Source organism: Natrinema soli (assembly GCF_028618695.1).
The window spans coordinates 1-20,406 of the sequence record NZ_JAQIVI010000337.1; the positions used below are offsets into that span (position 1 = coordinate 1).

At 64.5% G+C, this 20,406-nt stretch carries 21 protein-coding genes; 12 read left to right on the forward strand and 9 right to left on the reverse strand.

All coding sequences use genetic code 11. From position 1 onward, the window contains the following. From PGX04_RS19750 to PGX04_RS19790, 9 genes are all read left to right on the forward strand, one after another. Positions 1 to 243, forward strand: a 243-nt coding sequence (locus tag PGX04_RS19750; protein WP_273740078.1) for a TSUP family transporter, incomplete at its 5' end; no start/stop codon positions are given. Positions 244 to 337: 94 nt separating this feature from the next. Continuing rightward, positions 338 to 766, forward strand: coding sequence for a universal stress protein (locus PGX04_RS19755; RefSeq protein ID WP_273740079.1), 429 nt, complete (start codon positions 338 to 340; stop codon positions 764 to 766). A 90-nt stretch (positions 767 to 856) separates the two neighbouring features. Next, on the forward strand, positions 857 to 1,378 hold the full coding sequence (locus tag PGX04_RS19760) for an SPW repeat domain-containing protein (protein ID WP_273740080.1): 522 nt from the start codon (positions 857 to 859) through the stop codon (positions 1,376 to 1,378). 114 nt (positions 1,379 to 1,492) lie between these two features. Next, positions 1,493 to 2,752 carry a hypothetical protein gene (locus PGX04_RS19765; RefSeq protein ID WP_273740081.1) on the forward strand — a complete coding sequence of 420 codons (1,260 nt, stop codon included), beginning with the start codon at positions 1,493 to 1,495 and terminating at the stop codon, positions 2,750 to 2,752. Beyond that, positions 2,749 to 3,747, forward strand: coding sequence for a potassium channel family protein (locus tag PGX04_RS19770; RefSeq protein ID WP_273740082.1), 999 nt, complete (start codon positions 2,749 to 2,751; stop codon positions 3,745 to 3,747). Before PGX04_RS19765 ends, PGX04_RS19770 begins: the two co-directional genes overlap by 4 nt. Positions 3,748 to 3,894: 147 nt before the next feature. After that, on the forward strand, positions 3,895 to 5,415 hold the full coding sequence (locus PGX04_RS19775; RefSeq protein ID WP_273740083.1) for a dihydrolipoyl dehydrogenase: 1,521 nt from the start codon (positions 3,895 to 3,897) through the stop codon (positions 5,413 to 5,415). Positions 5,416 to 5,582: 167 nt separating this feature from the next. Then, positions 5,583 to 8,069: a DNA topoisomerase VI subunit B gene (locus tag PGX04_RS19780; RefSeq protein WP_273740084.1), complete on the forward strand. Its 2,487-nt coding sequence runs from the start codon at positions 5,583 to 5,585 to the stop codon at positions 8,067 to 8,069. Beyond that, positions 8,066 to 9,157 carry a DNA topoisomerase IV subunit A gene (locus PGX04_RS19785; protein WP_273740085.1) on the forward strand — a complete coding sequence of 364 codons (1,092 nt, stop codon included), beginning with the start codon at positions 8,066 to 8,068 and terminating at the stop codon, positions 9,155 to 9,157. The genes PGX04_RS19780 and PGX04_RS19785 overlap by 4 nt, the downstream gene beginning before the upstream one ends. A gap of 154 nt (positions 9,158 to 9,311) precedes the next feature. Continuing rightward, the gene (locus tag PGX04_RS19790; protein WP_273740086.1) at positions 9,312 to 9,617 is read left to right on the forward strand and encodes a hypothetical protein; all 306 of its coding nucleotides are present in this window, start codon (positions 9,312 to 9,314) and stop codon (positions 9,615 to 9,617) included. Positions 9,618 to 9,641: 24 nt separating this feature from the next. Here the strand turns inward: PGX04_RS19790 and PGX04_RS19795 are convergent, their stop codons facing one another. The 9 genes from PGX04_RS19795 to PGX04_RS19835 all read right to left on the reverse strand — a co-directional run bounded on the left by PGX04_RS19795 (position 9,642) and on the right by PGX04_RS19835 (position 17,599). After that, a complete protein-coding gene (locus tag PGX04_RS19795) occupies positions 9,642 to 10,346 on the reverse strand; it encodes an MBL fold metallo-hydrolase (protein WP_273740087.1) in 705 nt (234 codons plus the stop codon). A 106-nt stretch (positions 10,347 to 10,452) separates the two neighbouring features. Continuing rightward, positions 10,453 to 11,190 (reverse strand): fumarylacetoacetate hydrolase family protein, encoded by a 738-nt coding sequence (locus PGX04_RS19800; RefSeq protein ID WP_273740088.1) that lies wholly within the window; start codon positions 11,188 to 11,190, stop codon positions 10,453 to 10,455. 95 nt (positions 11,191 to 11,285) lie between these two features. Further along, a complete protein-coding gene (locus PGX04_RS19805) occupies positions 11,286 to 12,134 on the reverse strand; it encodes a sugar phosphate isomerase/epimerase family protein (RefSeq protein ID WP_273740089.1) in 849 nt (282 codons plus the stop codon). 433 nt (positions 12,135 to 12,567) lie between these two features. Beyond that, complete coding sequence (gene dpsA, locus PGX04_RS19810; RefSeq protein ID WP_377043102.1) at positions 12,568 to 13,137, reverse strand: DNA starvation/stationary phase protection protein DpsA; 570 nt, start codon at positions 13,135 to 13,137, stop codon at positions 12,568 to 12,570. Beyond that, positions 13,134 to 13,715 carry a DNA starvation/stationary phase protection protein DpsA gene (dpsA, locus tag PGX04_RS19815; RefSeq protein WP_273740091.1) on the reverse strand — a complete coding sequence of 194 codons (582 nt, stop codon included), beginning with the start codon at positions 13,713 to 13,715 and terminating at the stop codon, positions 13,134 to 13,136. The genes dpsA (PGX04_RS19810) and dpsA (PGX04_RS19815) overlap by 4 nt, the downstream gene beginning before the upstream one ends. A gap of 13 nt (positions 13,716 to 13,728) precedes the next feature. Continuing rightward, entirely contained in the window at positions 13,729 to 14,277 is a 549-nt protein-coding gene (dpsA, locus tag PGX04_RS19820) for a DNA starvation/stationary phase protection protein DpsA (protein ID WP_273740092.1), read from the reverse strand. Between the two features lie 686 nt (positions 14,278 to 14,963). Next, positions 14,964 to 15,923: a UbiA family prenyltransferase gene (locus PGX04_RS19825; RefSeq protein WP_377043106.1), complete on the reverse strand. Its 960-nt coding sequence runs from the start codon at positions 15,921 to 15,923 to the stop codon at positions 14,964 to 14,966. Between the two features lie 43 nt (positions 15,924 to 15,966). Continuing rightward, positions 15,967 to 16,797, reverse strand: a complete 831-nt coding sequence (locus tag PGX04_RS19830; protein ID WP_273740094.1) for a sugar phosphate isomerase/epimerase family protein — start codon at positions 16,795 to 16,797, stop codon at positions 15,967 to 15,969. A 1-nt stretch (position 16,798) separates the two neighbouring features. Next, positions 16,799 to 17,599 (reverse strand): TatD family hydrolase, encoded by an 801-nt coding sequence (locus PGX04_RS19835; RefSeq protein WP_273740095.1) that lies wholly within the window; start codon positions 17,597 to 17,599, stop codon positions 16,799 to 16,801. A 180-nt stretch (positions 17,600 to 17,779) separates the two neighbouring features. Here PGX04_RS19835 and PGX04_RS19840 point away from each other — a divergent pair, with 180 nt between their 5' ends. The 3 genes from PGX04_RS19840 to PGX04_RS19850 form a co-directional block, all read left to right on the forward strand. Beyond that, complete coding sequence (locus PGX04_RS19840) at positions 17,780 to 17,905, forward strand: hypothetical protein (protein ID WP_273740096.1); 126 nt, start codon at positions 17,780 to 17,782, stop codon at positions 17,903 to 17,905. Continuing rightward, positions 17,902 to 19,122 (forward strand): inositol-3-phosphate synthase, encoded by a 1,221-nt coding sequence (locus PGX04_RS19845; RefSeq protein WP_273740097.1) that lies wholly within the window; start codon positions 17,902 to 17,904, stop codon positions 19,120 to 19,122. The genes PGX04_RS19840 and PGX04_RS19845 overlap by 4 nt, the downstream gene beginning before the upstream one ends. Positions 19,123 to 19,165: 43 nt before the next feature. Next, positions 19,166 to 20,406: alkaline phosphatase family protein (locus tag PGX04_RS19850; protein WP_273740098.1), on the forward strand; the 1,241-nt coding region annotated here is incomplete at its 3' end.

Here is a 20,406-nt window from a genome sequence, read left to right on the forward strand (position 1 = left end):
GGCGTGCCGATGCTGCTGGCCGTCGCCGTCGCGCAGGTCCAGTCGATCTTCATCGCGACGTTCGCGGCGTCGGGCTACTTCCTGCAGGGGAACGTCCTCGTGCCGCTCGCGGTCGTCATCGGCACGCCGCTCCTGTTCGGCGTCGTCGTCGGGTGGCGAGTCGCCCACGCCATCGATCCCGAGAAGCTGAAGGTCGCACTGGGAGTTGTCCTGCTGGGCGTCGGTCCCTATCTCGCCCTGTGAGTGTGTGAGCGGCGGGCCGGCAGGTCAGACGGAATAAGACTCTATCGAACGGAACCAGACTGAAGGCGACGCGCGTCGATGTCGACGTATCCCCATGCCACCGCGGATCTTCGTCCCGTTCGACGACTCCGAACCCGCTCGCGATGCCCTCGAGTACGCGTTCGATCTGTTTCCCGACGGCGAGTTCGTCGCGCTGGCCGTCGTCGATACGACCTCGTTGCCGTACATTCCGAATATCGCGGACGACGCCGAGATGAGCGACGACGCGCGAGCGCTGCTGGACGACGCCGCCGACCAGTTGGCCGCGGCCGAGGCCATCGCCGACGATCGCGGCGTCGACGTCGAAACGCGGACGCGAATGGGCACACCGGCCCAGGAGATTCTCGAGTACGCCGAACGCGACCCCGTCGATCACGTCGTCATCGGCAGCCACGGCCGCTCCGGCGTCACGCGGATTCTGCTGGGCAGCGTCGCCGAGGTCGTCGTGAGACACTCGCCGGTGCCCGTGACGGTCGTTCGGTGATGGTTCCTTCGGGCTGGACTCGGCAGTCCCGCCCCGGACCCTGCACACACGGGCAGCGTGCTCTTCGCGTCGAGCGGCGGATCTCGAGTCATGAGCGAGTACGACGGTACGGAAAATCCCGAAACCCCGTGGCGGGACGACGGCGACAGCGAGGACGACAACCGCGGGAGCGAGGGACTGACCGGCGGTGACAGGACCCCGTACAGACCGAACCCGGACGAACGGGGAAAACGGCTTTCGGGGATCGTCGGACTGCTCGGGCTTGCGTTACTCGTTCAGGCCCTCGTCCTCGAGCTCGGCGCGACCCAGTTCTGGAACGACAGCTTCGTCGGTGCGATCCTGCTCGTCGCCGGTGCGTACAACTACTACCGCCGGTCGAACGAGGAGTTCGGAAGCATCGGCGTCGCGTCCCTCGTCGCACTCCTCGGCCTGTGGCTCGTCGCATCACCGTTCCTGCTCGGGAGCGGATCGGGGATCGCCGAAACCGCGAGTGGTCTCGGCTTCTGGACGGACATCCTTGTCGTGTTGCTCGCGTTCGGTATCGGATCGTACAGCGCCTATGCGAGCCGTGATCGGCGTCGGGCGGTCGACGTGCGCAGAACGGCGACGTAATCTCTCACCAGTCAGATCACCAGTCCGATATCGCGGTCGTGTTGCTGTGAGCGTCGGTGACTGTGGCACATTCCGGCAAAATCCACTTATCCCTCGTTCTGATACAGTGATCCGATGCTTCCGCTCGTCGCGATAGTGCTCGCTCTCGTCGTCGGCGCGGTGATTCTCGAGGTCGTGTCGTACCGAGCGCTCGAACGGATCCCCTCGGTGGCCACCGAGGAGTTCCCCGAGATAGATCGAGAGTTACTGGGGAAGTTCAGTAGCTTCGATCCCGAACTCGGGTGGGTGCCCCAGCCCGACCGGGAGAAACAGAAGGACACGGGCGATCACCTCCCGGGCGAGGAGGTCCGGACCACGGTCACGTACTCGACCGACGAGTACGCGAGTCGGGTCTGTCCCGCGAAGGAACGCGATCCCAACGCCGACCTCACGGTTTCGACCTACGGTGACTCCTACTGTTTCTGCCGGGAGGTCGACAACGATGAGACCTTTCAGAACTATCTCGCACAGGAACTCGACGCCCAAGTCGCCAACTACGGCGGCGGCAACTACGGCCTCGATCAGGCGCTCATGCGGCTCAAGCGTCAGTATCCCGACGACCCGACCGACCACGTCTTCATGGTCGTCACCGCCTCATCGATCGCGCGCATTCTCAGCGTCTGGAAACACTATCAGGAGTTCGGCAACATCCTCGCGGTCAAACCCCGCTACGTCCTCGAGGACGGCGAACTCGAGCGCGTCGAGAGTCCCGTCGACGAGAAGGAGGAGTTGCTCGACCTCGAGTCGAAGGCCGACTTCCTCCGGGAGTACGACTTTCACTACGACCACTGGTTCAAGCCCCACTTCGCGACGCGGCCGTACACGGCGGACTTCCTCGAGAAGAACGAACACCTCCGGTACGCCGGCTACACGGCCGGGAAGGAACTCGAGCGCCGTCTCGGCCGGTCGATTCCGGGGGTCGACTTCGATCTGGCCCAGACCCAGTCGGCACTGCGGCTCGAGCAGCCCCGCGTGCGGTACCATGAGCGGTTGTTCGACACCCACGAGGCCCTGTTCGACGCGCTCATTCAGGAGTTCGTCGACTATGCGGACGAGCAGGACTTCGAACCGACCTTCGTGATGGTTCAGCAGCTCCGCTACGCGAAATACGAGTCCGAACACGGGCCGATCTACGGCGACCTGCTGGATCGACTCGACGAGCGCTACGACGAACTGCGGACGATCGACATGGCCACGCATCTCTCGCCCGACGACGGCGACGTCGAGTCGCTGTACGTCGAACGCGGAGAAGGTGGCCACTACAGCCCCGAAACCAACGCGGCAATCGCGCAGGTGCTGGCGGGCGTCGTCGAGCAGCGGGCAGTCGCGGAATGAATCCGTTCTACCTCGTCGCCGGGCTCGTCATCCTCGCCGGTGCGATCGTGGACATCCTCTGGACGACCCTCTGGGTCGACGGGGGCTCCGGTCCGATTTCCGGTCACCTGACGACCGTCGTCTGGCGCGGTCTCCGAATCGTAACGCGGGATCACAACAGGACCCTCAGCCTCGCCGGGCCGATAATCCTCACCGTCACGCTCGCGATGTGGATCGGACTCATCTGGCTCGGCTGGACGCTCATCTTCGCCAGCCACCCCCACGCCCTCGTCAGCACGCGAACCGGGGCCGTGGCAGACTGGTCGGGCCGGTTCTACTACGTCGCCTACACGATGTTCACGGACGGGAACGGCGATTACACGCCCCTCGGCGACGTCTGGGAGATCGCCAGCGCGTTCACGACGGCCTCCGGCATGGCGTTCGTCACGCTCGGCGTCTCGTACGTCCTCACCGTTCTCGGGGCCGTCTCCGACAAACGCTCCTTCGCCAGTACCGTCATTGGACTGGGTGGCCGAAGCGAAGCGCTCGTCCGAACGGGCTGGACCGGCGAGGACTTTCAGGGCCTCGAGCTGACCGTCGAGTCGCTCGCGTCGGAACTGAGCCTGCTCGCCGAACAGCACAAATCCTATCCGATTTTGCACTATTACCACAGCGAAGACGGCGAGCAAGCCTCCGCCGTCGCCGTCCCAATCCTCGACGAAGCGCTCATGCTCTTTCGGTACGGGATTCCGGACGAGCAGAGCCTCGATCCCGCGATCATCGCAAACGGCCGCTCGAGCGCCCGGAGTTACCTCGAGACGCTCGACGAGTCGTTCATCGAACCCGAGGCGGCGGTCCCCCGTTCGCCTGACCTCGGTCGTCTCCGGGAGGACGACATTCCGACCGTCTCGGACGAGGAGTTCGCCGAGTCCCTCGCGGAGCTGACCGACCGCCGCCGTCGCTTGCTCGCCGTGGTCGAAGCCGACGCGTGGGAGTGGCCGCCGCTCGAGGAGTGAGACGGCCCGCCGTAACTGGGCCCTGGCGCACCCACATGGCGGTCCGCGGGTGCGCCGGAACTGACTGACAGGAGTCCGTCCGAGCAGGAGCGAGAGTCATTGTGAGCAGGGCCGAGATTCATTGCGTTCGCAATCACCCGATCTAGTATGGAGGAGTACGACTTTCTCGTCATCGGTTCCGGCTCCGGCCTCGACGTGGCGAACGTGGCTGCGGACCAGGGACGGTCGGTCGCGGTCGTCGAGAAGGGGCGACTCGGCGGCACCTGCCTCAATCGCGGCTGTATCCCGTCGAAGATGCTGCTGTACCACGCCGACGTCGTGGAGACGATCGAGCGCGCCGGCGAGTTCAAGATCGACGCCGCGGTGAACGACGTTCGGTTCGCCGACATCGTCCGGGAGGTCACCGAGGACGTCCACGGCAGTTCGGACTCGATCCGGCGCGGTCTCAGTTCGTCCGACCGCCACGAGCTGTACGAGGCGGAGGGCCGGTTCGTCGACGATCGAACGCTCGAGCTCGTTGGCGGAGAGTACGACGGCGGACGCCTCTCCGCGGACACCGTCCTCGTGGCGGCTGGCACGCGGCCGGCGATTCCGCCGATCGACGGCATCGATACCGTCGACTATCTCATCAGTACCGAGGCACTCCAGTTGGAAACCCCGCCGGATCACCTCGTCATCGTCGGCGGCGGCTACATCGCTGCGGAACTGGCCCGGTTCTTCGGGACGTTCGGCAGCGACGTGTCGATCATCGGTCGGCGGCCGGAGTTGCTCCCCGACGCCGACGAGGAGGTGGCCGCCGAGTTCACCGAACGCTACGCCGACCGGTTCGACGTGTACACCGGCTACGAAGCGACCGCCGTCTCCGGAGACGACGACTCGATCACCGTCGAGGCGCGTCCGTTCGCCGACGCTCGCGGCAGTGTCGCGAGTCCGGACGACCCCATCTCCGTCACCGGCGACGAACTGCTCGTCGCGGCCGGTCGCGTTCCGAACACCGATACGTTGAACGTCGAGGCCGCCGGTATCGAAACCGATCAGGCGGGGTTCGTAGAGACGGACGAATACCTCCGGACGACCGCCGACGGCGTCTGGGCGCTCGGCGATATCGTCGGCGAGTACCTGCTGAAACACAACGCAAACCACGAGGCACAGACCGTCGCGCGCAATCTGTTCGGCGATGGCCTCGAGCCGGTCGACTACTCGGCGATGCCCTTCGCCGTCTTCGCCTCGCCGGAGGTCGCCGGCGTCGGGCTGACCGAACAGGAGCTACGCGCTGCAGACCGGGAGTACGCGAAACGCACCTACCGCTACGAGGAGACGGCCCGCGGCAGCGCGATGAAGGCCGAGGGGTTCGTCAAGCCCATCATCGACCTCGAGGGCGAAATCCTCGGCTGTCACATCATCGGTCCCGACGCGTCGGACCTGATCCAAGAGGTCGTCGTCGCGATGACCGCCGGCTCAGGGACGGTCCACGACATCCGGGAATCGGTTCACATTCACCCCGCGCTCTCCGAGGTCGTTCAGCGCGCGTTCTCCGGGCAGTTCACGCTCGGCGACGAGGTCACTCGCGACCATGGCCACTCTCATGACCACGAGCATGGTCACTCTCACGGGCACGAGCATGACCACTCGCACGACCACGCCGACGCTCCCGGTCACGATCAGTGAGTCGTCCCGTACCGGTCGACGAGATCGAGTGCGTTCGGCTTCGATACCCCGGTACTAATCGGGAGCCAGTTCCTCGGACGCGTCGAATCGGTTGTCATCACTGCAACGGGTTCACTTTCACTCCGGTAGCACACATCTTTTAGCCTCCCCGTTAGTAAGAGACAACGATGACGTCGTTACAGTCGACACTCGGTGACGAGCCGGGGATCGCCGAGGAGCTGGCCGAGAGCCAGCAGTCGATCTCCATCGCCGAGTTCTTCGAGAAGAACAAGCACATGCTCGGCTTCGACAGCGGCGCTCGAGGCCTCGTCACGGCCGTCAAGGAGGCCGTCGACAACGCCCTGGACGCCGCCGAGGAGTCGGGTATTCTCCCGGATATCTACGTCGAAATTCAGGAAGCCGGCGACTACTACCGCCTGATCGTCGAGGACAACGGTCCGGGACTCACGAAAGAAACGCTGCCGAAGGTCTTCGGGAAGCTCCTCTACGGCTCTCGCTTTCACGCACGCGAACAATCCCGCGGTCAGCAGGGGATCGGAATCTCTGCCGCCGTTCTCTACGCCCAACTGACGAGCGGGAAGCCCGCGAAGATCACCAGCCGAACCCAGGGATCGAGCGAGGCCGAGTACTTCGAGCTCATCATCGATACCGACGAGAACGAGCCCGAGATCAGCGTCGAGGGGACGACCACCTGGGACCGACCTCACGGGACGCGCATCGAACTCGAGATGGAGGCCAACATGCGCGCCCGTCAGCAGCTCCACGACTACATCAAGCACACGGCGGTCGTCAACCCCCACGCCCGCCTCGAGCTGCGCGAACCGCAGGAACACTTCAAGTTCGAGCGCGCGACCGACCAGCTTCCCGAGGAGACCGAGGAGATCCGTCCGCACCCCCACGGGGTCGAGCTCGGCACCGTGATGAAGATGCTGACGGCGACGGACTCCCAGACGGTCTCGGGATTCCTCCAGGAGGAGTTCACCCGCGTCGGGAAGAAGACCGCGGAGTCGGTCATCGACGAGTTCCGGGACCGCCACTACGGCCGCGAGATGCGCTGGCGGCCACCCGCTTCTCACGAACCCGTCGACCTCCGCACCGCGGTCGAGGACGCGACCGCGAACAAGGGCCACGACGCGACGGCTGCGTTCGCCGATACGATCGTCGATACAGTCGCTGATTCCGAGCGGATCGCCCACTACGAGCTGGTCGCGGCCGTCGAATCGGCCGCCGACGCGGTCGAGGACGATCACGGAACGACGTTCGGCGACACCGTCCGCGAGAACGCCGTCGAGGCCGTCTGGCTCGAGCTGATCGACGCCGTGGAAGCGGACGGTGAGACGGCAGCAGGCGCAGGGGACGGCGAGGACGGGACCGGGTCCGACGGCGAGTCGCGGCTGGTCGCGGATCTGTACGACCTCGCGGACGACGCGACGAGCACCCGCAAGGACGACGAGGTGATCCACGCCTTCGCCGACCGACTCGCGGCCAAGTTCGAGGACGAACGCGCGGACGAGAACGCTCGCCACCGGCTCACTCACAAGCGACTCCGAGCGCACGTCGATCGAGCCGCGGATCTCACCGAGGAGTACGACGACGTCTCCTTCGGCGAGACGGCACGCGAGAACGTCATCGAGGCCATCTGGAGCGTCATGGCGACCGTCCCGGACGAGCCGCCGCTGGTTCGCGAACTGAACGGCGACCGCGACGCCACCAGCAACCTCGTCGACGCGATGCGCGCGACCGACATCATGGCGCCGCCGACGCGGTGTCTCGCGCCCATCTCGGAGGATCTCATCACCGCCGGCCTCGAGAAGGAGTTCGACGCCGAGTTTTATTCGTCCGCGACGCGGGACGCCGGCGTCTCCGGCGGGGACCCGTTCATCGTCGAAGCGGGGATCGCCTACGGCGGCGAGCTCGAGGCCGACGGAACCGGGCAGGTCATGCGCTTTGCGAACCGGGTCCCGCTGGTCTATCAGCGCGGTGCCTGTGCGACGACGGACGTCGTCAAGTCGATCGGCTGGCGCAACTACGGTCTCGACCAGCCCGGCGGCTCCGGCCTGCCCAACGGACCGGTCGTAATCATGGTCCACGTCGCCTCGACGAACGTCCCCTTCACCAGCGAATCGAAAGACGCCGTCGCGAACGTTCCCGAAATCGAGGACGAGATCGAACTCGCTATTCGGGAAGCGGCCCGGGAGCTCAAGAGCTTCCTCAACAAGCGCCGGTCGATGCAAAAGCGTCGGAAGAAACAGAACGTCCTCGGAAAGATTCTCCCCGAGATGGCCGAGAAGGTCGCCGAAGTCACCGGCCGCGATGAGCCGGACATCGACGACGCCATCGCGCGCATCATGAACAACATCCTCGTCGAACGTCAGGTTGAGGAAAACGGCGACGGAACGGCCGTCTCCGTCGTCGTCGAGAACAACTCGAGTACGAACGAGTCGCTGGAGGTCACCGACATCGTCTCGGCCGAGCCGACGAGCCTCTCCGACGGTGCGACCGTCGTCGAGATGGACGGCGAGTGGTTCGTCACGTGGGAACCCGAGGTCTCGAGCGACGACGAGGCGGCACTCGAGTACGAAGTACCGGACGACGCGACGTTTGATCTGGATGTCAAAGGCGTCGAGAGCGAGAAGCTGACGGTAAAACAATGAGCACGGACGACAATCAGCAGGCACGGGAGCAGTTAATCGATCTCGCGGCGCAGTTCTACGACCAGTTCGAACTGGGCGAGATCCCCCACATGTCCGTGCCGACGCGGACGAAGAACAACATCGAGTACGACGAGGAGATGTCCGTCTGGGTCTACGGCGACCGCGAATCGACCCGGTCTGCGAACTCCGTCCGCGGCGCGCGCAAGCTCCTGAAGGCGATCTACACCATCGAGTTCCTGTCCGAGCAACTCGAGGAAGACCGCTCGTCGACCCTGCGTGAACTCTACTACCTCTCGGAGAGCTGGGACAACGACGAGGCCCAGTTCACGAGCCAGGACGAGTCGAACGGTATGATCGAGGACCTCGAAATCGTCTCGGGAGTCACCCGCGAGGATTTCCACATGCGCCCCGAAGAATCGGGGGCGAAGGTGATGGGGCCGCTCCACATCCGCGAGCAAACGAACCGCGGCGACCGCGATATCCACTGTCAGCTCGACGTGGGGCAAGGCGGGTATCAGGTCCCGAACAACCCCGATACGATCGAGTTCCTCGACCACGATGCCGATTTCGTCCTCTGCGTGGAGACCGGCGGCATGCGCGACCGGCTCGTCGAGAACGGCTTCGACGAGGAGTACAACGCCATCGTCGTCCACCTCGGGGGCCAGCCCGCGCGCGCCACGCGTCGACTGACGAAGCGCTTCCACGACGAACTCGGCCTCCCCGTGGTGGTGTTCACTGACGGCGACCCCTGGTCGTACCGCATCTACGGCTCCGTCGCCTACGGCTCGATCAAGTCCGCCCACCTCTCGGAGTACCTCGCGACCCCCGAGGCTGACTTCATCGGCATCCAGCCCAGCGACATCGTCGAATACGAACTGCCGACCGATCCGCTCTCGGATTCGGACATCAACGCTCTCGAGAGCGAACTCGAGGATCCGCGCTTCAAGACCGACTACTGGACGGAACAGATCGAGTTGCAACTCGATATCGGGAAGAAGTCCGAACAGCAATCGCTGGCGTCTCACGGGCTGGACTTCGTGACGGATACGTATCTGCCCGAGCGGTTGGGCGATATGGGCGTCCTCTAGGGCGCTTCGAACCGAAGTATCTCGAAATTCGTCTCGAGACGCTATTCTGACGCTTATTTCGACGGTATCTGAACCGAATCTTCGGTGATGCCCTGTGTCTGCAGGTGCAACCTGTTCCCGTCCGCACGACTTGTCACCGTCTAGGATCAGTGATATGGCGGACGACAAAGACAGCGAACGGCCGATGCACAGCGATCCGGACGAGGAGGCGATAGACGAACCGACGACCTCCGGTGCGCAGGAGGCCGACGAGACCGCGTGGATGATGAAAGAGGGGGTCACAATCGGCCTGATCTCGATCATGGCCGTCCTCGTCCTGGCACTGGGGCTCCTGCAGGGAACCGGTGTCGTCGACGTCTTCGCACCGATCGCCGACACCAATTTCGGGCAGTGGATCGCGTTCGGCGTGCTGGTACTCGTCGTCATCGCGGTGTTCGCCTGGTCACGCGTCGGCGTCTGACTGACAGCGCCGAGCTGCCGGCCGTCACTCGTCGAGGACGACCGGAACGCCGCGGCGCGCGACGTCGACGACGAACGCGTCCGCGTCGGTTTCGATCATCGAGAAGGTATCGTAGTGAACCGGGAGCACGAGGTCCGGCTCGAGCCGGTCGGCCAGCGCCGCCGCCTCGCGCCGATCCATCGTAACCGTGCCGCCGATCGGCGGGAGCAAGAGATCGACCGGAACGTCCTCGTGAACCGGGAGGACGTCGGTGTCACCGGGCCAGAACGCGGTGACGCCGTCGACGGTGACGCCGAAGCCACAGCCCTGCCCCTCGGGATGGGACGGCACCCCGTTTTCGTCGGTGTGTGGACCGTCCGGATCGTTGTACGCCGGCGTCGTGAACAGGTCGAGCGGGCCGAGCACGAACGACTCGTCGGCGGCGACGCGTTCGACCTCGAGCGCCAGGTCTTCGGGCCCCTCGTCGACGCGGTCGATCTCGTTCGCGTCGATCGACTCGTGAACGACGACGAGCGCGTCCTCGCGGGCGACGCGTCGAATCGAGTCGGGATCGTAGTGGTGGTCGTGGGAGACGAGAATCAGGTCGCCGTCGCGGGGCTCGAGGCCGTCCAGCACGCCGTATTCTTCGGGGCCGGGATCCAGATAGACGACTGCGCCGGTTTGGCCCTCGAGTCGGACGGTCGCGAGGCCGAACCAGTCGACGGTCACCGCGTCGAATCGGACGGTCATGCGGGACCGTTTCTCGAGCGGGCCGAAAAGCGTTCCACTCCGGTCGACTCGGATCGATCGCGGATCGAGAACGGGCTGAGAGCGGACACCGGGAACGGCGTAGCGATCAGGGGATGCGGACTGAGTGCTCGAGCGTGCCGACGCCCTCGACTTCGATCTCGATCTCGTCGCCGTCAGCGAGCGGGCCGACGCCCTCGGGCGTGCCGGTCGCGATCACGTCGCCGGGCTCGAGGGTGAGATAGGTCGTGATCTCGGCGATCAGTTCGGGGATCGAGAAGATGAGTTGCTCGCGGGAGCCGTCCTGCTTCGTTTCGCCGTTGACGCGAGTTCGGACGGCGGCGTCCGCGGGGACTTCGTCGGGGGTCGCGAGGACGGGACCCATCGGCGCCGCACCGTCGAAGGCCTTGCCGCGGATCCAGTTCTGTTCCTGGTTCTGGTCGTCGCGGTTCGAGAGGTCGTTGACGCAGGTAACGCCCTCGACGACGTCCATCGCGTCGGCTTCGGGGACGTGGCGACACTGCTCGCCGATGACGACGCCGAGTTCCGCCTCGTGATCGATTCGATCCTTGCCCGCGGGCAGCGTGACGGTGTCCCCGTGAGCCGCGAGCGCGTTCGGCGGTTTCAGGAAGAGCATCGGTCGATCTGGCAGTGCCGACCCCATCTCGTCAGCGTGGTCGGCGTAGTTCTTCCCGATACAGACGACCTTCGAGGGCTCCGACGGCGGCAGAACGTCGATCTCGTCGCTATCGAGGCTGTAGCTCTCGTTCGCGAAGTGAACGGTTCCGTTCTCGTACTCGCCGCGGCGAACCGCACCGGCCGGGTCGCGGAATCGGACGAATTTCATAGTCGATGAATAGTCGCAGGGGATAAAAAGGATTGAGAAGGCGGCGCGCTCGAGAGGTGATCGGGCCGGTGGATGGCCCCGGTGAGACGGGCTCGTTACACGTACTCCGCGAGCGCCTCGAACGCCTCCCGCGCCGCGCGGTCGGGCTCGTCGGGATAGGTGTAGAGCTCGAGCGTGGCGAACCCGTCGTAGCCGATGTCCTCGAGGGCGTCGAAAACCGCCCGAAAGTCGAGGTCGCCGTCGCCGGGGATCCGGTGATAGTGCTTTCCGCGGCGGCCGCCGACGATGTCCTCGAGATGGACGCCCGTGATGGAGCCTGCGCTGGCGCGGACGCTTTCGGCCACGTCCTCGCCGTAGACGGCCGCGTGGCCGACGTCGAGGTTGACGCCCAGCGAGTCCCGCCCCATCTCGTCGATCAACTCGAGCACCTCCTCGGTGTTCTCGATCAGCAGTTCGGGTTCGAACTCGATGCCGACCTCGATATCGCGGGCCTCGGCGTAGTCGAGGATCTCGTGGAGCGACTCGCGGAGGTAGTCGCGGGCCTCCTCGGGCGTCGTTCCCGGAAGGGGACGGCCGGTCGCCAGACAGACCGCCGGCGAGTCGACCGTCTCGGCGAGGTCGAGCGCCCGCTTCGTGTACTCGACGCGCCACTCGCGAGCCTCGTCGTCCGCGCGGATCACGCTCGGCTCGAAAAAGGCCGACGGCGGCGCGTCGTCGTAGTAGCCCATCGCCGTGTTCGCGTTGATATTCGAGACGGCGAGATCGGTGTCTGAGAGGGCCTCGAGCAGCGCGTCGCGATCGGCGTCCTCGAAGTCGGGGAAGTAGGCGTGGGGATCGTCGCCGAGCAGTTCGACGCCGGCGTAGCCGTGATCGTCGATTCGGCGGACGGCTTCGGGGAGCGAGTGACGGGTGTACGCGTTCGTCGAGAAAGCGAGTTCGACCATCGATCTGGGGTTCGTACACCGGATGAGCACTAATTCGTTGGCCCGTCACACTCGAAGCGCGGTTCGGAGCGGCGCGGTTCGGAGCGAACACAGTGAGCGAGAACCGCGAGGACGCGAACGGAGAGCGAAGCGAGCCGTGAGCGAACAGAGTGAGCGAGAACCGCGTGGATTCGAACGGTGAGCGGAGCGAGCCGTGAGCGACCGTCGAGAGCGAGAACCGCGATCCGTTTTGAAATGAGGTAGCTCATATGGCGGTTCGAGAGCGCCTAAAAGACGCTCATCGAGTCGAATTCACGGTCACATAACACCGTCTCAATCGGGACGTGTTCTTTCGCATGTCGAACCAACCATCGGTGACCTCATTCCCGAGTATCGGCGGGAACGGTATACTGGCTACTAAAGCGAATTCCATGAGGGCTGCCCCCGAAACGATTCACCCGGTCGCGTCGCGCAGAACGAGCGTATCGTCGGCAAGGTATCGATCGAGGACGTACGCGTCCTCTTCGAGTGTCTTCAGATGGCGGCGTAGGAGTTCGCTCGTCGCCGCATCGCCGAGCTGGTCCGCCAGTTCGATATGTTCACGCCACTGCACCGCGAGCGTCGCGTACCCGTTGAGGTCACGCTCGAGCGATGAGCGAATATCGTAGTGATGGGCTTCTTCGATGAATATCGGCGCGTGTTGGCGTATGCCCATCGGCCCACAGGCCGGAACACCGCCGAGCGCGCTGATCCGAATGGCGATGTCATCAGTCATTTCCGTGAGCCGGTCGGCAGCATCCTCAAGGAAGTCACCGATCGGCTTTAATTCGGTCCCCTCGACGAGCCAGTAATGCTTTCGTACCTGATTGAAGAGGATATACAGTCCCGACACTTCGCTGTTCAAGGCCGTGACCAGCTCTTTAGCGACGTCCTGTTCGAGATGGAGCCCATTGTCGGCTACCGCATCCCATTCCTGACGGACACGTGATTGGTCATGGCTCCGGAGATGTGGTGTACTCATCATCGTTCCTTCAGCATCTCCGCTCGAACGAGCGTCTCATCTTCGAGTAATCGCTCGATGGCGTGGGCGTCATCTTCGAGGTCTTCGAGGTGTTCTCGGAGCAGTTCAGCCGTGCCCGGGTCGGCCTTCTCTTCTGCAAGCGCGATATGTTCACGCATACTGACTATCAGGATTGCATATCCCTCGAGATCACCCTCCAAGGAGGCACGAAGGTCGTAGAGATCCTCGGCCTCGAGGGGGACTTCGGCCCGCTCCTGAAGTGTCGGCGGTGTGTTCGGGGGAATCCCACCCAGTTCGACGATACGAATTGCGAGGTCGTCGTTAACCTTGCGAACTCGTTTATACGCATCCTCGAGGAAGGTAGCGACCTCCTCGTGTTCGGCACCTGCAGCGGTCCAGTAATGCTTGCGGATCAGGTAGAACAGGTTGAACGATCCTGCGTGGTCGACGCTCAGGGCGTCAATGATTACCCGGGCGTCGGCGCGGTCGACCCGGAGTGCGTTCTCCGCGATGGTACCCCATTCTTGACGGCGCTCGCCCGTATCGGGCTCCCGAACGAGCTGGCCTTGTTTGAGTGCCATTCAGGTTACCCGTTCAGTGAAGCGCACTCTCGAGGACGAGCGTGTCGTCTTCGAGGTAGTGTTCGAAGTGGTGACCGTCTTCTTCGAGGTCGACGAGGATCTCGCGCAGCATCTCGCCGGTCGCGGGGTCACCGAGGTTCTCGGCGAGTTCGATGCTGCCGCGCATCGACTCGATGATCTCGCCGTACATCTCGAGATCGTTCTCGAACATCGTGCGGACGTCGTAGACGTCTTCGCCCTCGAACTCGACGGTCGCGCGCTCCTCGAGATTTGCTGGGCCCGAGACGGGGACGCCGCCCAGGGCCTGCGCGCGCTCGGCGATCTCGTCGGCACCCTCTTCGACGTGTTCGTAGGCCTCCTCGAGGAACTCGTGCAGCGACAGGAACTCGGCACCCTCGACGACCCAGTGATGCTTCTTGAGCTGGTGGTAGAGGACGTACGAGTTCGCCAGTTCGGAGTTCAGTGCCTCGACGATCTGTTCGGCTTTGTCCTGATCGAGCCGGAGCGCGTTTTCGTCGACGGTGCCGGCCTCTTGACGGACGGTCGTCTCTTGGGAACTCATCACATGGATGGTAGTCGCTCGACAATCTTAAACCTTTCAGGGGACAGATATTTTCGGGAGGCCTAAATTCGCTTTGTAAATCCAGTAATATCAGTCTGTTAACCTACTCAACGGGAAATTTTGCGCAGCGGAACTGGAAGAAACGAACCCTCCTTACTGAATCTACCCTCTTATTATCACGCTATTTTTGGCAGCTATCAGAGATGAATATGGCCGCTTCGGTAACGTCTTCGTCTGTACTTACCGTCATGTTACTCGCGGAGTGCTATGAAACAAACGAAGCTGATCTGTTCACTATACCTGCCAACATTTTGCTCTGCGCTCCCTCGCTGGCGCTCGGTCGCTCGGCAAAATGTTGATTAAAAGCACTCCTCCCTCCCCTTCGGGTCGGTCGTCGGCCCGCTCGCTCTCTACGGTCGCTCGCTCATCCACCGGAAGACGCATACGCGTCTTCCGAGCCGTTCGCTCACGATGTTCGCGAAGACCTCGCACAAGTTCGATCCGCGGCTCACCGTTGGTTCGCGGTTCCCTATGGTCACCGCTCACAATACCGAGGCCGTCACTTCGTTCAGACCTCGCAGTTCGCCGCGTCACAGCGCGCGCCACCGCAACGTCACAACGCGCACCATCGCAACGTCACAACGCGCACCATCGCAACGTCACAGCGCACCACCACATGTGGGCAGTCACGTCACGTCGAAGACGCGCGAGAGGCCCACCGCCGGAACGAGAAAGATGCCGGCAGCGAGTCCCCAGCGAACCCCGGCCGCAGTGGCGAAGGCTGCGTCGAGCAACACGAGCCCGAGGACGCACGCCCCGACCGCCGGCCCGACGGTACTCGGTACCGGATCGGCGGACGCGGCTCGCAGGGGACGCCCAACCCACCAGCAGAAGGCGACGGCGAACGCGATCCCGATTATCGCCTCGAGCGCGGTCGGACTCCCACTCACGAGGAACCAGCCCGCGGCGAGCACCGCTGCAATCGCACCCGCAGCAGCAACTGCGACTGCACCCCGGTTGCCGCCCTCGGTCTCTCGAGCCGCCATGAACGTGACGGCGGCGATGTAGCCGGTGACGACCGAGGGAACGACGAGCAGTCGGAGCGGGGACTCGAGCACCGCGCTCCCGGCCACGGTCGTGCCCAGCACGACGTTTAGCCCGCGCGTCGCACCCATCGCGAGGAAGCCGGCGGCGGATCCCTTCAGGAAGCCGTCGTAGGCGACGATCGCGACGGCGATCAGTCCCGCGGCGACGGCAGCGGGGCTGCCGGCAACGACGAATGCGATCCCAACGGCGACGAACAGCAGCGCGAATCCGAGCCCGAACGCGGCGCGTCGGGACACACGACCAGAGGGAATCGGACGTTCGGGTCGGTCTCGAGCGTCGATAGGCGCGTCAAATGCGTCGTTGAGCGTCGTTCCCCCGGCGTAGAGGCAGACGGAACCGATCGCGAGTCCGGCGACAGCGGCTGGGGAGAAACCGTCGCCAGTAACGGCCACGAGCGAAGCTCCGAGAATTACGTCCGGCGGCGCGGTGAAGAGGTTGGGTACGCGGACCAGTTCGGCGAACGTCCCGAGGGTCGCCCGCAGGCTTCGCTCGGTTTCGCTTTCGCCGTCTATTGCATTCGCCTCCGCGTCTGCGTCCACTTCTGCGTTCCCGTTCCGATCCGACGATACCCCGCCGGCCACCCTAGGTCCACCCGCGTTCCTCGAGGTACGCTATCGCCTCCCGCGCGGTCTCGATCGGCGTCTCCTCGTAGGGGTAGAGTTCGACGGTGACGAAGCCGTCGTAGCCCCGGTCCTCGAGTTCGCCGAGGAAGGCGTCGATGTCCATCGCGCCGTCGCCGAGTTGGGTGTGTTCGTGGGTCCGGTCGGCCGGGATGTCCTCGAGGTGGTAGTGGCTCGTGTGCTCCCAGAGCGGCTCGACCAGTTCGGCCGGATCTTCGCCGACCGAGTAAAAGTGGCCGGCGTCGAAGTTACATTTCACGCACGGGGAGTCGATCCGCTCGAGCAGTTCGAGGAACTCCTCGCCGGTCTCGATCAGCAGGTCGGGTTCGGGTTCGACGAGGAGGTCGACGCCGACTGCCTCGGCCGTCGGGATGACTTGCTCGAGGCTGTCGACGAAGGTGTCCATCGCCCACTCGCGCGATTTGCCGTCGGGAATCGGCCCGCCGGGTTCGATCGAGATATAGTCGTGGCCGAGGTCGGCCGCGGTCTCGAGCGCCGCGAGGGTATAGTCGATCCGCTTCTGACGATATTCCTCGTCGGGTTCGATGTAGGAAGGATGGTGAAAGCCCTCGATCGCGGTCAGCATGAACGCGTTGGCGTTGCTGATCGCGATTCCGTGCCGATCGAGGACGTCCTCGACGCGCTCGCGCTCCTCGTCGGTGGCGTTTGGCGGATAGAGGTGGGGCTCGTCGAGCAGCAGTTCGACGCCGTCGTAGCCCGCGTCGGCGATGGCTTCGATCGCATCCTCGAGTTGGTACTCCCGGAAGGCGTTAGTGGAGAAGCCAAAGCGCATCTCAGGCCTCGTAGTCGAAGTTCGGCGACTGGTCGAAGAACTCGTATGGGTTCTCGAAGACGACCTTGCGGACCTCCTCGCGGTCCCAGCCCCTGTCAAGCATTTGGTCGCGGGCCTTTGGCACCGCGAGCGGGTCCGAGGGGTCCCAGTCCGCGGCGCTATTGAAGATCATGTTGTCGGTGCCGTACTCCTCGAGCAGGTCGATCGCCGACTCGGTCTCGATCTTGCCCGGATAGAGCGTGAAGCCGATCCAGCAGTCCGTCCGCGTCGAGATATCGATCGTATTCTCCGTGTTGTGATCGATGATGATCCGCTCCTGCGTGACGCCCATCTCCTCGATGATCTCGACGATTCGCTCGGTGCCCGACGGCTTGTCCGTGTGGGGCGTGTGAACGATGACGGGGAGTTCGCGCTCTTCCGCGATCTCGAGCTGGCGGCGGAACGCCCACTGCTCGTCGTCGGTCACCTGATCGAAGCCGATCTCGCCGACGCCGACGACTGATTCACGCTCGAGGTACTCCGGGATCCGGTCGACCACTTCCTCGGCCATCTCGCGGTAGTTCGCTTCCTTCGGCTCGAGGCCGATCGTCACGTAGTGGTCCATCCCGGCGGCCCGCTCGGCGCGGTCGGTCTCGTGCTCGATGATCTGCTCGAAGTAGTCGAAGAAGGCGCCCGCGTGGTGTTTGTCCTGGCCGCTCCAGAACGCGGGCTCGATACAGCACTCGATACCCGCTCGTCGCGCTCGTCGATAGTCGTCGGCCGAGCGCGATACCATGTGCATGTGAGGATCGATAATCCGCATACGGCCAGTCCGACGACGAAACGGTTTGGTGCCACTGATCGTTCGCTTACCAAACCCGAGGTTGATGACGGCGAATCGAAAGCTCTCGCCGTCGGAATACGGTGTTACGAGCGGGCAAAACCGTATTACTCCCGCTACGCGAGTCATAACGAAAGCCGTTCGGCCCCCACGTCCGCGAGAATGAACCTGATCGAACGAGCGACGGCAGTGACGAACTCGCTGTGGATCGGTCCCGGGACGGGGATGGGTGAGCACGCGTCGGCAGTCCGGATCGAGCGGCCATCGGGAGGGGACGAGACCCGATGAGCCACGGGATAGAACCAGCGGTCGACGACACGGACCGAACGGGCGTCTGGCTCGTCGGCGCGCGGGGGAACGTCGCGACGATGTCGATCGTTGGCGCCCGGGCAATCGCCAGGGGAGCGACCAACACCACCGGGATGGTCACCGAGCGCGATCCGGTCTCGAGCCTCGAGCTGCCGCCCGTCGAGGGATTCATCTTCGGCGGGCACGACATCGAACCGGAGTCGCTCGTCGCGCAGGCCGAACGCCAGTGCGATCGGAACGGCGTTCCTGACGCCGACACGCTCGAGACGGTTCGAGACGACCTGGTCGCGATCGACGAGCGGATCGAGGTCGGCACCGCGGTCAACTGCGGTGCCGCAGTCTCCGAGGACAGCGAACAGCTCGCCGAAACGCTGTCCATCCGGGACGTCATCGACCAGATCCGAGACGACTACGAGACGTTCCGCGATAGCCACGACCTCGAGCGGCTCGTCGTCGTCAACGTCGCCTCGACGGAACCCGAACTGGCGGAGCCGGAGCGATACGACACGCGCGACGCGCTCGAGCGGGCGATCGACGAGGACGACCGCGACCTTCCTGCCAGTGTCCTCTACGCCTACGCCGCGATATCAAGCGGGCATCCGTTCGTCAACTTCACGCCGAGTACGGCCAACACGCTCGGGGGAATCCGCAAACTCGCGGCCGAAAACGAGGTCCCGCACGTGGGACGCGACGCGAAGACCGGCGAGACGCTCGTCAAGTCCGCGCTGGCGCCCATGTTCGCCGGCCGAAATCTACGGGTTCTGAGCTGGGAGGGCCACAATATCCTCGGCAACACGGACGGCCTCGTCCTCGAGGACGAGGCGAACGCCGCCGGCAAACTCTCGAGCAAGGGCGACGTGCTCGACTCGATTCTCCCCGATATCGGTCACAATCGGGTCCGGATCGACTACACGCCCTCCCTGGCCGACTGGAAGACGGCCTGGGACTACATCCACTTCGAGGGCTTCCTCGAGACGGAGATGAAAATGCAGTTCACCTGGGAAGGGTCGGACTCCGCGCTGGCCGCGCCGCTGGTGCTCGATCTGGTGCGGTTGCTCTCCCACGCCGACGAGCGCGGCGACGGCGGGCTCCAGCCCCAGCTCGCCTCGTTCTTCAAGGCCCCCATCGGCGTCGACGAACACGACTTCTCCCGGCAGTTGGATCGACTGTACGACTACGCCGAGGAGCATCGTTGAGACGTACCGATTCCATTGCATCCCGACACGCCCCTGAGATACCATGACCGCACCCACGATTCCCGAGACGGCCCGGACTGCCGGCCGAACGATCGTCCTCGACGTCGTCGGCCTCCAGCCCCAGCACATCGACGCCGACCGAACGCCGACGTTCGAGTCGCACTTCCCGAGCGAACGCGTGACTGACCTCAGACCACCGTTTCCCGCGGTCACGGTTCCGGCTCAGACCACCCTCGCGACCGGGTGCGATCCCAGCGAGCACGGCGATGTCTCGAGCGGCGAGTACGACCGCGAGCGCGAAACCGCCGAGTTCTGGGAGCGCGACCGCGGCGGTCGGGACCGGATCTGGGAAACTGCGAGCGACGAGGCGGGACTGACCACCGGCGTCCTGAACTTCCAGCACCTGATCGGGACGAGCGCCGACGTGGCCGTTACGCCCTCGCCGATCGAGGACGAGAACAACGACATCCTCGAGATGAACTGCTGGACGAACCCCGACGGCTTCTACGACGACCTTCGGGAGGAACTGGGGCACTTCCCGTTGCACAACTACTGGGGGCCCGGTGCGAACGAGGAGGGAAGCCGCTGGATCCTCGCGGCCGCGAGCGAAGCGATCGATCGGTTCGATCCCGACCTGCTGTGGATCTACGTCCCCCACCTGGATTACGCCGGCCAGAGCGACGGCCCCGGCAGCGACGCCTTCGGGGCGGCACTCGAAACCGTCGACGACCTCCTCGAGACGTTCCTCGCCGACTGCGCCGACACGGACCGCTGGGACGAGACGGTTCTCACCCTCGTCAGCGAGTACGGGTTTCACGAGGTGGATCGACCGATATTCCCCAACCGCGCGCTCCGAGCGGCCGGGCTGCTCGAGACGGACGCGGAGGGCGACGCCGACATCGCCGACTCGGACGCGTTCGCGATGGTCGACCACCAGATAGCACATGTCTACGCCGACAAGGGAGCGGTCGACGCCGCGCGCGATGCGCTTGCGGGGAACGAGGGGATCGACGCGGTGCTCGACGACTCGCGGAAGGCCGAGTGCGGGATCGACCACCCGAATGCGGGCGACCTCGTCCTCGTGGCGGAGCCGGACGCTTGGTTCCAGTACTACTGGTGGAACGACCGCGCGAACGCGCCGCCGTACGCGACCGAGATGGACATCCACGCGAAGCCCGGCTTCGACCCCTGCGAGCTGTTCTTTGGCGACGAGGGGCTCGTCTCGCTGGACGCCTCGCAGGTGAGCGGCTCCCACGGCCGCGTCGACGAATCCGCGTTCGGCTG

Excerpts from the sequence above, each read along its gene's own strand:
- PGX04_RS19795 (WP_273740087.1), bottom strand. The coding sequence starts at position 10,346 with ATGACCGTCCGATTCGACGCGGTGACCGTCGACTGGTTCGGCCTCGCG.
- dpsA (WP_273740092.1), bottom strand. The coding sequence starts at position 14,277 with ATGAGTTCCCAAGAGACGACCGTCCGTCAAGAGGCCGGCACCGTCGAC.
- PGX04_RS19800 (WP_273740088.1), bottom strand. The coding sequence starts at position 11,190 with ATGAAATTCGTCCGATTCCGCGACCCGGCCGGTGCGGTTCGCCGCGGC.
- PGX04_RS19780 (WP_273740084.1), top strand. The coding sequence starts at position 5,583 with ATGACGTCGTTACAGTCGACACTCGGTGACGAGCCGGGGATCGCCGAG.
- PGX04_RS19845 (WP_273740097.1), top strand. The coding sequence starts at position 17,902 with ATGAGCCACGGGATAGAACCAGCGGTCGACGACACGGACCGAACGGGC.
- PGX04_RS19835 (WP_273740095.1), bottom strand. The coding sequence starts at position 17,599 with ATGCGGATTATCGATCCTCACATGCACATGGTATCGCGCTCGGCCGAC.
- dpsA (WP_273740091.1), bottom strand. The coding sequence starts at position 13,715 with ATGGCACTCAAACAAGGCCAGCTCGTTCGGGAGCCCGATACGGGCGAG.
- PGX04_RS19755 (WP_273740079.1), top strand. The coding sequence starts at position 338 with ATGCCACCGCGGATCTTCGTCCCGTTCGACGACTCCGAACCCGCTCGC.
- PGX04_RS19785 (WP_273740085.1), top strand. The coding sequence starts at position 8,066 with ATGAGCACGGACGACAATCAGCAGGCACGGGAGCAGTTAATCGATCTC.
- PGX04_RS19790 (WP_273740086.1), top strand. The coding sequence starts at position 9,312 with ATGGCGGACGACAAAGACAGCGAACGGCCGATGCACAGCGATCCGGAC.
- PGX04_RS19805 (WP_273740089.1), bottom strand. The coding sequence starts at position 12,134 with ATGGTCGAACTCGCTTTCTCGACGAACGCGTACACCCGTCACTCGCTC.
- PGX04_RS19775 (WP_273740083.1), top strand. The coding sequence starts at position 3,895 with ATGGAGGAGTACGACTTTCTCGTCATCGGTTCCGGCTCCGGCCTCGAC.
- dpsA (WP_377043102.1), bottom strand. The coding sequence starts at position 13,137 with ATGATGAGTACACCACATCTCCGGAGCCATGACCAATCACGTGTCCGT.
- PGX04_RS19840 (WP_273740096.1), top strand. The coding sequence starts at position 17,780 with ATGAACCTGATCGAACGAGCGACGGCAGTGACGAACTCGCTGTGGATC.
- PGX04_RS19830 (WP_273740094.1), bottom strand. The coding sequence starts at position 16,797 with ATGCGCTTTGGCTTCTCCACTAACGCCTTCCGGGAGTACCAACTCGAG.
- PGX04_RS19760 (WP_273740080.1), top strand. The coding sequence starts at position 857 with ATGAGCGAGTACGACGGTACGGAAAATCCCGAAACCCCGTGGCGGGAC.
- PGX04_RS19770 (WP_273740082.1), top strand. The coding sequence starts at position 2,749 with ATGAATCCGTTCTACCTCGTCGCCGGGCTCGTCATCCTCGCCGGTGCG.
- PGX04_RS19765 (WP_273740081.1), top strand. The coding sequence starts at position 1,493 with ATGCTTCCGCTCGTCGCGATAGTGCTCGCTCTCGTCGTCGGCGCGGTG.